Source organism: Clostridium sp. (genome assembly GCF_021443865.1).
Classification (GTDB): Bacteria; Bacillota; Clostridia; order Clostridiales; family Clostridiaceae; genus Clostridium.
Map to the genome: position 1 here is coordinate 39,933 of NZ_JABUTB010000035.1, position 13,900 is coordinate 53,832.

General features: G+C 30.0%; 11 protein-coding genes. All 11 read left to right on the forward strand.

Annotation, left to right across the window (positions count from 1 at the left end):
- On the forward strand, nt 1-1,404 hold a 1,404-nt coding region (locus HUJ77_RS07570), incomplete at its 5' end, for a PRD domain-containing protein (protein WP_291707972.1).
- An 18-nt stretch (nt 1,405-1,422) separates the two neighbouring features.
- Complete coding sequence (locus HUJ77_RS07575) at nt 1,423-1,869, forward strand: PTS sugar transporter subunit IIA (RefSeq protein ID WP_291707973.1); 447 nt, start codon at nt 1,423-1,425, stop codon at nt 1,867-1,869.
- Nucleotides 1,866-2,150 carry a PTS sugar transporter subunit IIB gene (locus HUJ77_RS07580; RefSeq protein ID WP_291707974.1) on the forward strand — a complete coding sequence of 95 codons (285 nt, stop codon included), beginning with the start codon at nt 1,866-1,868 and terminating at the stop codon, nt 2,148-2,150. Before HUJ77_RS07575 ends, HUJ77_RS07580 begins: the two co-directional genes overlap by 4 nt.
- A 33-nt stretch (nt 2,151-2,183) precedes the next feature.
- Nucleotides 2,184-3,530, forward strand: coding sequence for a PTS transporter subunit IIC (locus HUJ77_RS07585; RefSeq protein WP_291707975.1), 1,347 nt, complete (start codon nt 2,184-2,186; stop codon nt 3,528-3,530).
- Nucleotides 3,531-3,558: 28 nt separating this feature from the next.
- Nucleotides 3,559-4,206 carry a fructose-6-phosphate aldolase gene (gene fsa, locus HUJ77_RS07590; RefSeq protein WP_291707976.1) on the forward strand — a complete coding sequence of 216 codons (648 nt, stop codon included), beginning with the start codon at nt 3,559-3,561 and terminating at the stop codon, nt 4,204-4,206.
- 59 nt (nt 4,207-4,265) lie between these two features.
- Nucleotides 4,266-6,248: a transketolase gene (tkt, locus tag HUJ77_RS07595; protein ID WP_291707977.1), complete on the forward strand. Its 1,983-nt coding sequence runs from the start codon at nt 4,266-4,268 to the stop codon at nt 6,246-6,248.
- 210 nt (nt 6,249-6,458) lie between these two features.
- Nucleotides 6,459-8,090: a sensor domain-containing diguanylate cyclase gene (locus HUJ77_RS07600; protein WP_291707978.1), complete on the forward strand. Its 1,632-nt coding sequence runs from the start codon at nt 6,459-6,461 to the stop codon at nt 8,088-8,090.
- Nucleotides 8,091-8,214: 124 nt separating this feature from the next.
- Entirely contained in the window at nt 8,215-8,637 is a 423-nt protein-coding gene (locus HUJ77_RS07605) for a MarR family transcriptional regulator (protein WP_291707979.1), read from the forward strand.
- Between the two features lie 64 nt (nt 8,638-8,701).
- Nucleotides 8,702-9,301, forward strand: coding sequence for a nitroreductase family protein (locus tag HUJ77_RS07610; RefSeq protein ID WP_291707980.1), 600 nt, complete (start codon nt 8,702-8,704; stop codon nt 9,299-9,301).
- A 10-nt stretch (nt 9,302-9,311) separates the two neighbouring features.
- The gene (locus HUJ77_RS07615; RefSeq protein ID WP_291707981.1) at nt 9,312-10,019 is read left to right on the forward strand and encodes a pirin-like bicupin family protein; all 708 of its coding nucleotides are present in this window, start codon (nt 9,312-9,314) and stop codon (nt 10,017-10,019) included.
- 225 nt (nt 10,020-10,244) lie between these two features.
- The gene (nifJ, locus tag HUJ77_RS07620) at nt 10,245-13,775 is read left to right on the forward strand and encodes a pyruvate:ferredoxin (flavodoxin) oxidoreductase (RefSeq protein WP_291707982.1); all 3,531 of its coding nucleotides are present in this window, start codon (nt 10,245-10,247) and stop codon (nt 13,773-13,775) included.
- Nucleotides 13,776-13,900: the final 125 nt, after the last annotated feature.

Here is a 13,900-nt window from a genome sequence, read left to right on the forward strand (position 1 = left end):
AATGAATTTAAGTATTTAAATGTTAATGATTTTGATTTCTCAGTATCAAAGAATAATAGCATATATAAATTAATATCAGACATGGTATTAGATATAGTTAAAAAATATGAAATTGAATTAAGTGACTTAGGATTTAAAAATTTATGTATTCATATAATAATAGCTATTTATAGAGTGAAGAAAAATAATTTTATTACTTATTCTAATTTAAGTTGTGATAAGGAATGTAAAGAATATGAAGCTGCATTAGAACTTAAAGAAATGTTAGATTCAAATTTTGCTATAGATTTACCTTATGAAGAAATTGTTTATTTATATCAACATTTAATATCACAAAAAATGCTATCTATAGATACAAATGTGGACAAGTATTATAAGGATAACTATATTGATAATTTATTTAAGTACTGTCTTAATCTAGTATATAAACATAGTGGAATAAACTTTTTTAATGATAATATTTTGAAGAATGGACTATTAATCCATCTTAGAAGTGCAATAAATAGAATTAATTTTGGAATGAAAATAGAAAATACAATGCTTGATGAAATTAAGTCTAATTATGCATTTGATTATGATATAGCTATTATATTCTGCCAAGGATTAAAAAGAAAAGCTAATATAGATATATCAGAAGAGGAAGTAGGATTTATAACATTACACTTTGCAGGAGCAGTTGAAAGATTAAAATTAGCAAATAAAATAAACAAATATAAAACTATAGTAGTTTGTGCCACCGGCGGAGGAACTGCAATTCTATTAAAAACTAAGTTAGAAAGTAAATTTAACGAGTTTATAGATATTAAGGGTTTCTATCCAGCATTTAAATTAAATAGTATGGATTTATCTCCATATGACTTAATTATAAGCACTATTCCATTAGAAAATGTTAAGTTACCAGTGCTAAATGTATCACCTATAATGCTTGAAGAAGATTGTAGTAAAATAACCAGATTTATTACTATAGATAAAAATAATGATCTTAAAAAAAGCTTATTTAAAGAGGATTTGTTTTTTGCAAATTTAGATTTAGATAATAAGGACGAAATAATAGAGTATTTATCTAAAACTATGTATGAAAAAGGTTATATAGATAAAGAGGCGGCAAGTTCCTTTAAAGAAAGAGAAAATATGTCTTCTACAGAGATAGGCAATAAAGTTTCTATACCTCATTTAATAAAAGGAAAAGTTAATGAAGAATCTATTGCAATTGCAATTTTGAAAAATCCTATAAATTGGGATAAAACAAAAGTGCAACTTATTATGATGTTAGCATTTAGATTAGGTAAGGGTTCTGAGGAGTTATTCTTAGAAATTTATAGTGGAATAGATGATGTAAATAAGGTTAATAAATTAATTAAGTGTAGAGACTTTACAGAGTTTAAGCAAATATACGGTAATTAGAGAAAGAAGTGTAGACAATTGAAGGAAGATTTAATATTTATCAATGAAAGTTACAATGATTGTTTTGAGTTTTTAGAAAACATATCAGATAGATTATTAGATTATGGATATGTTAAGGACAGCTTTAAAGATGCAATAATAGAAAGAGAAAAAGTTTTCCCAACTGGATTACCTGTTGAACCTATTGGTGTAGCAATACCTCACTGTAATAGCGAACATGTAAATAAAGCAGGAATAGTATTTGTAAAGTTTAAAGATGATGTAAAATTCGTAAGCATGGCAGGCGAAGGAGAAGTAAATGTTAAAATAGCCTTTGTTTTACTTGTTAAAGAAAAAGAAAAACAAGTACAAGTATTACAAAAATTAATGGAAGTAATATCTAACGAAGATATTCTTACTAAGATGTACAATGAAAATAATAATGAAAATTTAATCAATATTATGAAAGAGGTTGGTTTAAGATGAAAAAAATTATAGTAGCATGTGGAGCAGGCGTAGCAACATCAACAATAGCAATTCAAAAAATAAAAGCAGGATTAGAAAAAAGAGGATTACTTGATAAAGTTCAAATAGCACAATCTACAGTTGTTGAATTATCAAAAGAAGCAAGTAAATATGACTTAGTAGTTTCAACAGCTATGACATCAGAAGATTATGGAGTGCCATTAATTAAGGGATTACCTTTTATAACTGGAATGGGTGTAGATAAGGTAATGGATGAAATAGTTGAAAAATTAGAATTATAAGATTAAATTTATAAAATTTGAGGAGGAATATTAATGGCTGTATTACAATATTTAGTAGACTTAGGGGCTTCAGTTATGATGCCTATTATATTTACAATTTTCGCATTAATTTTAGGGGTTAAATTAGGACAAGCAATCAAGTCAGGTTTATTAGTTGGAATAGGATTTATAGGATTAAATGCAATTATAACATTATTAACTGAAAATCTAGGACCAGCTGCAGAAAAAATGGTTCAAAATCTTGGATTAAACTTAACAGTATTAGATGTGGGTTGGCCAGCTGCATCAGCAATTGCATTTGGATCAACAGTTGGAATATTAATAATTCCATTAGGTATTATAGTAAATGTAATTATGATTTTAACAAAAACAACAAGAACAATTAACGTTGATATATGGAACTTCTGGCACTTTGCATTTACAGGTTCTTTAGTATATATGTTAACAGGAAACATATGGTTAAGCTTATTTATATCAGCATTAAACATGATTATAACTATGGTTATTGGTGATAGAACAGCTCCTTTAGTTGAAAAATCTTTAGGATTACCAGGAATTGCAATAGCTCATGGATTTACAGCTTCTTTTGTACCACTTGCTTTAGCTATAAATTGGGTATTAGATAGAATACCTGGAATAAATAAAATAAAGCTAGATGCAGCTACAATCCAAAAGAAATTTGGAGTTTTTGGAGAACCAGCTATATTAGGTACTATAATAGGTGCATTACTAGGAATTTTAGCTAAATATAATGTTAAAGAAACTCTTAATTTAGCAGTAGTAATGGGAGCTGTATTAGTATTAACACCAAAGATGGCAGCAGTACTTATGGAAGGATTAATGGTTGTTTCAGAAGCAGTACAAGAATTCCTTCAAAAGAGATATGCAGGAAAAGGTACTTTATACATAGGTTTAGATTCAGCAGTTGGTGTTGGTCATCCAGTAACATTAGCAATTTCATTAGTTTCAATACCAGTAGCATTATTATTAGCATTTATCGTACCAGGAAATCAATTCCTACCATTTGCTAGTTTAGCTGGATTACCATTTATGTTTGTTCTTATAGTTCCTATAGCAAGAGGAGACTTCTTTAGATCCTTCGTTATAGGTGTTATAACATTAGCACTTGGATTATTAATAGGAACAAATTTAGCTCCATTATTTACACAAGCAGCTTCAGCAGCTAATTTTGCAATTCCAAATGGAACAACTTTAATATCAAGTATAGATTATGGTTCAAGCATATTCCCTTGGATATCAATAATGTTAGTGAAATTTAAGTGGGTAGGTATAGCAATTGCTACTATATTTACACTAGCTTTAGCACTTTGGAATAGAAGTAAAATTGTTAAAGAAGAAAGTGCTGAAAGCGCTAATTAAAACTTAAGAAGAAAGGTGAGGATATAATATGATATTTTTCTTAGATACAGCAAATGTAGATTACATTAAAGAAGTAAATGATATGGGAGTAATACAAGGTGTTACAACAAATCCATCACTTGTAGCAAAAGAAGGAAGAGACTTTAATGAAGTTATTAAAGAAATAACTGAAATAGTTGATGGACCTATAAGTGGTGAAGTTGTAAGTGAAGATGCAGAAGGGATGATTGTAGAAGGAAGAAAAATTGCTGCTATTCATAAGAATATGATAGTAAAAATTCCAATGACAAAAGAAGGTCTTAAAGCAGTAAAAGTCTTAGCAAAAGAAGGAATAAAGACAAATGTTACTTTAATATTCTCAGCAACACAAGCTTTACTTGCAGCAAATGCAGGAGCAACTTATGTTAGCCCATTCTTAGGAAGAATAGATGATATATCAATGAATGGAATGGATCTTGTAAGAGATATAGCTGAAATATTCTCAATTCATGGAATTGAATCACAAATAATAGCAGCAAGTGTAAGAACTCCAATCCATGTTATAGAAGCAGCAAAAGCAGGCGCTGATATAGCTACAGTTCCTTATGATTTAGTTATGAACATGCTTAAGCATCCTTTAACTGATCAAGGATTAGATAGATTTAAAGCAGATTGGAAAGCAGCTTTTGGAAAGTAGAAAAAATTAAAAATTAAATAATAGATAACATATATAATATATGAGAAATGAGGCTGAAAATGAGTAGAAAGTTAGATGAATTATCTATAAACGCAATAAGAGTACTTTCAGCAGATGCAATAGAAAAATCAAAATCAGGACATCCGGGATTACCACTTGGTTCAGCTACTATGGCATATACATTATGGACTAAGATGAATCATAATGGTAAGAATCCAAATTGGGATAATAGAGATAGATTTATACTATCAGCTGGTCATGGTTCAATGCTAGAATATTCTTTATTACATTTATTTGGATATGGAATAACAGTTGAAGATATAAAGAATTTTAGACAATTAGGTAGCTTAACACCAGGGCATCCTGAATATGGTCATACTAAAGGTGTTGAAATTACAACAGGTCCTTTAGGACAAGGTATATGTAATGCAGTTGGTATGGCTATTGCAGAAAGTCATTTAGCAGAGAAATTTAATAGACCAGGATATGAAATAGTTAATCATAATATCTATACTATAGTTGGTGATGGATGTTTAATGGAAGGAATTTCAGCAGAAGCATCTTCATTAGCAGGAACATTAGGATTAGGTAAACTTATAGCTTTATATGATTCAAACAATATTTCTATAGAAGGTGATACAGATATCGCCTTTAGAGAAGATGTAGCAAAGAGATATGAAGCATATAATTGGCAAGTAATTAAAGTAAATGATGGTAATGATATAGATGCAATTGAAAAAGCTCTTGAAGAAGCAAAGAAGGAAACTTCTAAACCATCACTTATAATAGTTAAGAACCAAATAGGCTTTGGATGTATTGCAAAACAAGGAAAAGCTTCTGCCCATGGGGAACCTTTAGGAGCTGAAAATGTAAAAGCAATGAAGGAAAACCTAGGATGGAATTCAGGAGATTTCTATGTTCCAGAAGAAGTATATTCTAATATGAATAATTACATTAATTCAGGAATGGAAAAAGAAAAGTCTTGGAATGATTTATTTACAGATTATAAGAATCAATATCCAGAACTAGCAGAAGAATATGATAAATGGATGTCTGGAACAGTTGATAGTGAAGCTTTATTAAACAATGAGGATTTCTGGAGCTTTGATAAAAATATGGCTACTAGAGAATCTTCAGGAATAATCATAAATAGATTAGCAGAATTAATTCCTAACTTTATTGGAGGATCAGCTGATTTAGCACCTTCTAATAAGACTTACATGAGTGGAAAAGGAGAGTTCTCAGCAGAAGATAGAAGTGGAAGAAATCTTCACTTTGGAGTAAGAGAACATGCCATGGCAGCTATAGCTAATGGTATGTATGCTCATGGAGGATTAAATGTATTCTGCTCAACATTCTTTGTATTTAGTGATTATATGAAGGGTGCTATGAGATTATCAGCATTAATGAAGTTGCCAATAACTTATGTTCTAACTCATGATAGTATCGGAGTAGGGGAAGATGGTCCAACTCATCAACCAATAGAACAATTAGCAGCTCTTAGAAGTATGCCAAATATGACTGTATTTAGACCTGCAGATTCTAATGAAACTGCAGCAGCTTGGTACTATGCGGTAACTAATGGAGAAACTCCAACTTCAATAGTATTAAGTAGACAAAGTTTACCTTTATATAATGAATCTGAAAAGAAAGCATTAAATGGAGGATATATACTTAAAGATTCTAAGAAAGAAACTCCAGATGCAATATTAATGGCAGCAGGCTCAGAAGTTGAATTAATTTATAAGGCAGCAAATGAATTAGAAGCAAATGGAATAGATGTAAGAGTAGTAAGTATTCCATCATTTGAAATATTTGATGCCAAAGACAAGGAATACAAGGAAAGTGTTCTTCCAAATAAAGTTAGAAAGAGATTTGCAGTTGAAGCATTATCTTCATTTGGATGGCATAAATATGTAGGACTTGATGGAGAAGTTATTTCACTAGATACCTTTGGAGCTTCTGGAAAAGCAGAAGAGTTATATAAAGAATTTGGTCTTACAGTGGAAAATATAGTGGAAAAAGTTAAAAAGTATATATAGGTATTTATAAGAACTATTGCATTGAAATTTATTTCTTTGCAATAGTTTTTTTTATGTTTAAGTTTTGAGTAATTATATTGAAGATTATTTGATTTAAGTGAAATAGAAAACAAATTTATATATGTTATTGCTGATATACAAAGATATATGATAATATAAATATTGCTAATTTATTTATATGATTTACATATTTTATTCTGGAGGAATACAATGAAAAAGCCCATAAGTTTACGATCTATATTTACTCTAAGTTTTTCAATAATAATTGTCACCTTAATATTAGTTATAACCTTCGTTATAAATACTAGAGCTACAGAAATATACAAGAATCAAATTGGAAGTACACTATCTCAATTATCCTATCAAATGTCTGATAAGTTAGATCATTATATGTGGTCAAGATATAGAGAAGTTTCACTTTTAAGTAAAATAGAAGCTTTTAATGATTTAGAAAATAAGACAGAAATAAGAAGCCTAATTGAAGAATTGCAAGATAATGCTTCTGAATATGCATGGATAGGGGTATTAGATGTAGAAGGAAATGTTGTTATATCTACAGATGGAATTTTAGAAGGGAAAAATATATCAGCAAGACCTGTATATAATGAAGCATTAACTAAACCATTTATAGGAGATGTTCATGAAGCAGTATTACTTGCAAATTTACTGCCTAATCCTACAGGGGAAGAAATGAAGTTTGTTGATATTAGTATACCTATAAAAGATGAAGGTGGAGAGTTAAAAGGTATATTAGCTACTCACTTAAGTTGGAAGTGGGCAAAGGAAATAGAAGATTCTCTAATGAATTCCGTAGAGAATAGGAATGATATAGATTTATTTATTTTAAGTAAAGATAATACTGTGTTATTAGGACCACATGAAATGCTTGGAGAAAAAATTGAATTAGAGAAAGTTAATACTTCTAAAGGAAATAATAAAGGTAATTGTTATGTTCAAAAATGGAAGAATGGAGAAGAATACTTAACAGGATACTCAGTAGAACATGGATATAAAAATTATAAGGGATTAGGTTGGACAGTACTAGTTCGTAAGCCATTAGATATAGCTTATAAACCAGTAGTAGAATTAAGAAATTTTATTATAATAATAGGACTTGTATTAGCAGTTATATTTGCATTAATAGGATTAATTATCGCTAGACTAATAGCGAATCCATTAAAGAAAATAGCATTATCAGCAGAAAAACTTAAATCAGGAGAAAGAGTAGAAATACCAGAATATAATGGAATAAAAGATATAGAGTTACTTTCAGTATCTTTGAAAAGTCTTATAAATAGTTTGATAAATACTGAACATGCCCTTGGAGAAATGGAGGGGATAGCTCATAATGACCAATTAACAGAATTGGCAAATAGAAAAGCTCTTATAAGATATTTTGAAAAAATAAAAGCAAAAGTAATAAATGAAAATAAAATTTATACAATTTACTATTTAGATTTAGATGGATTTAAGCTAATAAATGATACCTATGGTCACGAATCAGGAGATTTAATACTAAAGGAAGTAGCTAAAAGGCTTAACTTTAATATTAAAGAAGATTTTGTAGCAAGACTTGGTGGAGATGAATTTATATTAGTTAAAAGTTTCAAAGAAGAGGAACTTCTAGAGAATAGTACAACCTTTGCGAATTTATTAATTGAAGAAATAAGGAAACCATATATTATTCAAGGAAACACAATGACTATAGGATGTAGCATTGGAGGAGCCTTTTATCCAATACATGGAGAAGATCCAATGGAAGTAATGAAATTAGCAGATAAGTGTTTATATACATCAAAAAGTGAAGGAAAAAATAAATACACTTATTTTAATATAAAGTAAGAGGGGCTGTAGCGACAGCTCCTCTTTTTCTTATTTTATTGAGAATTATTTTCAACAAATATCTTGACTTCAAGATATATAAGAGATATAATTATCTTGAAATCAAGATAATGTAGGTGAATATATGAGCGATGTAAATTTAAAGTTAGTTATTGCAATGGCTAGGACTTATGATGATTTATTTTTTCAAATAGAAAAAAACGTTCAAGAATTTGGATTAAACATTAGTGAGTTCGGTGTTTTAGAAATGCTTTATCATAAGGGAGATCAGCCAGTGCAAAAAATTGCAGATAAAATCCTAGTTACTAGTGGAACAATTACTTATGTAATAAATAAACTAGAAAAAAAAGAACTAGTAACTCGTAGAAAATGTGATAAAGATAAAAGAATTTATTATGTTTCATTAACTGAAAAAGGAAGGGATTTTATAGGGCATATATTCCCTAAGCATAAAGACTTTTTAGATAATTTATTTAAAGACTTAAGTGAGGAAAATAAAAGAGAACTTTTAGAGAATCTAATAGAATTTAGAAAGGTTCTTAAGTAATTTTATAAGGAATAAATATATATAAATTTAATAAGGTTAATAAAAAAGAATGGAGAGGATATTAATGAATAAAAATTTTTTTGAAGCAATAAAAGAAAGAAGAAGCATATATGCTATAGGTAAGAACTCACCAATATCAGATGAAAGAATAAGAGAAATTGTAGAAGAGGTAGTTAAACATGTACCATCTGCATTTAATTCTCAAACAACAAGAACAGTTATTTTATTAGGAGAATCTCATGATAAGTTATGGGATATAACTATGGAAGCTTTAAGGAAGGTAGTTCCTGCAGATAGTTTTGCAGATACAGAAGGAAAAATTAATTCCTTTAAAGCAGGATATGGAACAGTTTTATTCTTTGAAGATTTTGCAATAGTAGAAGGATTACAAAAACAATTTGAATTGTATAAGGATAACTTCCCAATATGGGCATCACAAACTTCAGGAATGATGCAATTTTCGGTTTGGACTGCCTTTGCTACAGAAGGACTTGGAGCAAGCCTTCAACACTATACTGAATTAATAGATGATGAAGTTAAAAAAGAATTTAGTATACCAAATAATTGGAAGATGTTAGCTCAAATGCCTTTTGGTAATGTACTAGCACCAGCTGGTGAAAAAACTTTCACTCCAATAGAAGATAGAGTTAAGGTTTTAAAATAAGGAGAATATTATGTTAAAAAAGTTAGACCATAGAAATATGGGTACAAGTGATTTAGGATGGCTACAGAGTATATTCCATTTCTCTTTTGCAGATTATTATAATATAGATAATATGAACTTTGGAGTGCTAAGAGTTATAAATGATGACTTAATAGCAGGTGGTACAGAATTTGATTACCATCCACATAAGGATATGGAAATAGTATCTTATGTTATTCAAGGTGGATTAACTCATGGAGATACAATGGGAAACGAAAACACTATATATAGAGGCGAGGTCCAATATATGAGTGCTGGAACAGGAGTTTTTCATAGAGAGCAAAATCTAGGAGATGAAACCACAAGAATTCTTCAAATTTGGATAATTCCAGACAAAAGAGGATATAAGCCAGCTTATGGAGATTACAGATATAAAGAAGAAGACAGAAAAAATAAGTGGCTAAATATAGTATCAAGTAAAGAGGGAAATGCAGCTATAAAAATTAATCAAGATGCAAACTTCTATGTAGTAGAATTAGATGAAGGAAAAGAAATAGACTTTAAAGTTGATTCAAATAGACAAGCATATCTAGTTCAAATAGAAGGATATTCAATTATTAATAGTCTTGAACTTAATGAAAGAGATGCTCTTGAAATAATTGAAGAAGATATAAATATTATAGCTAAGAAAAAATCACATATACTTGTAATTGAAATGAAAAAACAATTAAAGTGGTAAAATTTTAAAGTAGGAGAAATTCTCCTACTTTTTTATTGTTTAAGGATTGTTTTTTAATAATTATTATCTTTTATTTGTAAGAAAATTTTGGTATAGTAAATTTGGGCCATGTTATATGCATAAAACAAAGTTGCATAATAGAACATGCCAATGCAAATACTTAAAATATTAAAGTGTTTTTATATAAATTAGATATTATTAAATATTAAAGGAGATTAATAGAAAATGAGAAAAATGAAAACAATGGATGGTAATACCGCAGCAGCTTACGTTTCATATGCTCTCACAGAAGTAAGTTCAATATTTCCTATAACACCTTCTTCACCTATGGCAGAACATATAGATGAATGGGTGGCAAAGGGAAGAAAAAATATTTTTGGAAAACCAGTAAATGTAGTGGAAATGCAATCAGAAGCAGGAGCGGCAGGAGCACTTCATGGATCTTTACAAGCAGGTGCATTAAGTACAACATTTACAGCTTCACAAGGTTTATTACTTATGGTTCCTAATATGTATAAGATGGTTGGTGAAAGACTTCCAGCAGTTATTCATGTTGCTGCAAGAGCAATCGCAACCTCATCATTAAGTATATTTGGAGACCATCAAGATGTTATGGCAGCAAGACAAACTGGTTTTGCGATGTTATCTGAAGGCTCTGTTCAAGAAGTTATGGATTTAGCCCCAGTAGCACATTTAACAGCAATAAAGGCTAGAATGCCTTTTGTAAATTTCTTTGATGGATTTAGAATATCTCATGAAATACAAAAGATTGAGGTTTTAGAATATGATGAATTAGCAAAACTTGTTGATTATGAAGCATTAAATAATTTTAGAAAAAATGCATTAAATCCTGATCATCCAGTTACAAGAGGAACATCACAAAATCCAGATACATATTTCCAATTAACAGAATCATTAAATAAGTATTATGATGATATTCCAGATATAGTGGAAGAATATATGGCTAAAATAACGGAACTTACTGGAAGAGAATATCATTGTTTTGATTATTATGGAGATCCAGAAGCAGATAGAATATTAGTTGCTATGGGTTCAGTAATTGAAGTAGCTGAAGAAACTATAGACTACTTAAGAGCTAAGGGAGAAAAAGTTGGTGTTGTAAAGGTAAGACTTTATAGACCATTTTCAATAGAAAAACTATTAAAGGTTATTCCTAAGACAGTTAAGAAAATTGCTGTACTAGATAGAACTAAAGAACCTGGTTCTATTGGTGAGCCTTTATATTTAGATATAGTTAGAGCTGTTAATGAAATGGAAAATCCACCTAAGGTTTATGGTGGTAGATTTGGACTAGGTTCAAAGGATCCATATCCAGCACATATAGAAGCTGTTTTTGATAATTTAAATTTAGATAAACCAAAGAATAGATTCACTATAGGAATTGATGATGATGTGACTTATTTATCATTAACACCAAAGGAAGATTTAGATGCAACTCCAGAAGGCATAACAGCTTGTAAGTTCTGGGGCTTAGGTTCAGATGGTACTGTTGGAGCAAATAAGAGTGCTATAAAAATAATTGGTGACCATACAAATATGTATGCACAAGGATATTTTGCCTATGACTCAAAGAAATCAGGTGGAATTACAGTTTCTCACTTAAGATTTGGTAAGTCTCCAATAAAGTCACATTATGAAATAGATAAGGCTGACTTTATAGCAGTTCATAATCAATCCTATGTATATAATTATGATGTTTTAAAGGGACTTAAAAAGAATGGAGTATTTGTATTAAATACTATTTGGACTGAAGAGGAATTAGATAAGAGACTTCCAGCTAAGATTAAGAGATATATAGCAGAAAATAATATACAATTCTATACTATTAATGCTATTAAGATAGCTCAAGAAATAGGACTTGGTGGAAGAATTAATATGATAATGCAATCAGCTTTCTTTAAGTTAGCTAATATTATTCCTATTGAAGATGCTGTTAAATATTTAAAGGATGCAGTAGTGACTTCCTATGGTAAAAAAGGTGAAAAAGTAATTAATATGAACTTTGAAGCTATAGATAGAGGCTTAGAGTCATTAGTTAAAATTAATCCTCCAGAAAATTGGAATAATGCTGAAGATGATATGCTAGAAGAAAAAATTAACGTTCCAAAGTTTGTTGAAGAAGTATGTATTCCAATAAACAAATTAGAAGGTAGCAGTATTCCTGTATCAACCTTTATAGATGCAGGTGCAGAAGATGGAACATTTATGTCAGGTACAACTGCCTTTGAAAAAAGAGGAATAGCTGTTAATGTTCCTGAATGGATTCCAGATAAATGTATTCAATGTAACCAATGTTCATTTGTTTGCCCTCACGCAGTTATAAGACCTTTCTTATCAACTAATAAGGAATTAAAAAATGCTCCAGATAGTTATAAGAGCATTAAAGCAAATGGAATTAAGGGAGATAAAGAATATAATTATACTATAGGAATAACTCCTTTAGATTGTACTGGATGTGGAAACTGTGCACAAATTTGTCCAGCACCAGGAAAAGCATTAGTAATGAAGCCTATGGATACACAAAGTGAGCAAATAGAAGCTTGGAACTATGCAATTGAAGAATTGGCTCCAAAAGAAAACCCTATGAGCAAGAATACGGTTAAGGGAAGTCAATTTGAACAACCTTTATTAGAATTCTCAGGTGCTTGTGCAGGATGTGGAGAAACTACTTATGCTAAGCTTGTAACTCAATTGTTTGGAGATAGAATGATGATTGCAAATGCTACAGGTTGTTCATCAATTTGGGCAGCATCAGGAGCTTCAACTGCTTATAGACCTAATCATGAAGGAAATGGTCCAGCTTGGGCTAACTCATTATTTGAAGATAATGCTGAATATGGATTAGGTATGTTCCTAGGAGTTAAGACAATTAGAGATAGAATTGCAGATAATGTAAGAATAGCTTTAGAAGAAGGAAATATGTCAACAGAAGCCAATGCTGTATTAAAGGATTGGTTAGAAAATGTAGATAATGGAGATGGAACAAGACAAAGAGCTGAAAACTTAATAAGAGTTCTAGAAGAAGATAATTCAGAAATTGCTAAGGAAATATTAAAGGATAAGGAATTCTTTGTTAAGAGATCTCAATGGATATTTGGTGGAGATGGCTGGGCTTATGATATAGGCTATGGTGGTTTAGATCATGTATTAGCATCAGGAGAAGATATTAATGTTTTAGTATTTGATACAGAAATTTATTCAAATACAGGAGGGCAATCTTCAAAATCTACACCAGAAGCAGCAGTTGCTAAATTTGCTGCAACAGGAAAGAGAACTAAGAAGAAGGATTTAGGTTTAATGGCTATGACTTATGGCTATGTATATGTAGCACAAGTATGCATGGGCGCTAACTTAAATCAAACACTTAAAGCAATTGCAGAAGCTGAAAGCTATAAGGGACCTTCATTAATAATAGCTTATGCTACTTGTATCTCTCATGGAATTAAGATGGGTATGTCTAACACTCCATATGAAGAAAAGAGAGCAGTTGACTCAGGATATTGGCATCTATATAGATACAATCCAGATTTAAAGGTTTCTGGTAAGAATGCATTTAATTTAGATTCAAAGGCACCAACTGCAAGCCTTAGAGAGTTCTTAATGGGAGAAGTTAGATATTCATCATTAGCAAAAGCTTTCCCAGAAATAGCAGATGAGCTATTTGAAAAGACAGAGGAAAATGCTAAGGAAAGATATGAAAGATATAAGAGTTTATCAGAAAATATAATTTTATAGTTAAAAAATTAAATAAATATTAAGGTCAAGACTCAATCTTGTGATTTATTTCTTTATATTGTACAGTTAAAATGATACTTTGAATAAAGAGAAATTTCATTTAGATTGAGTTCTTTTTCTTTAGG

Coding starts and splice junctions, on each gene's coding strand:
- HUJ77_RS07580 (WP_291707974.1), top strand. CDS start 1,866: ATGAAAAAAATTATAGTAGCATGTGGAGCAGGCGTAGCAACATCAACA.
- HUJ77_RS07585 (WP_291707975.1), top strand. CDS start 2,184: ATGGCTGTATTACAATATTTAGTAGACTTAGGGGCTTCAGTTATGATG.
- fsa (WP_291707976.1), top strand. CDS start 3,559: ATGATATTTTTCTTAGATACAGCAAATGTAGATTACATTAAAGAAGTA.
- tkt (WP_291707977.1), top strand. CDS start 4,266: ATGAGTAGAAAGTTAGATGAATTATCTATAAACGCAATAAGAGTACTT.
- HUJ77_RS07600 (WP_291707978.1), top strand. CDS start 6,459: ATGAAAAAGCCCATAAGTTTACGATCTATATTTACTCTAAGTTTTTCA.
- HUJ77_RS07605 (WP_291707979.1), top strand. CDS start 8,215: ATGAGCGATGTAAATTTAAAGTTAGTTATTGCAATGGCTAGGACTTAT.
- HUJ77_RS07610 (WP_291707980.1), top strand. CDS start 8,702: ATGAATAAAAATTTTTTTGAAGCAATAAAAGAAAGAAGAAGCATATAT.
- HUJ77_RS07615 (WP_291707981.1), top strand. CDS start 9,312: ATGTTAAAAAAGTTAGACCATAGAAATATGGGTACAAGTGATTTAGGA.
- nifJ (WP_291707982.1), top strand. CDS start 10,245: ATGAGAAAAATGAAAACAATGGATGGTAATACCGCAGCAGCTTACGTT.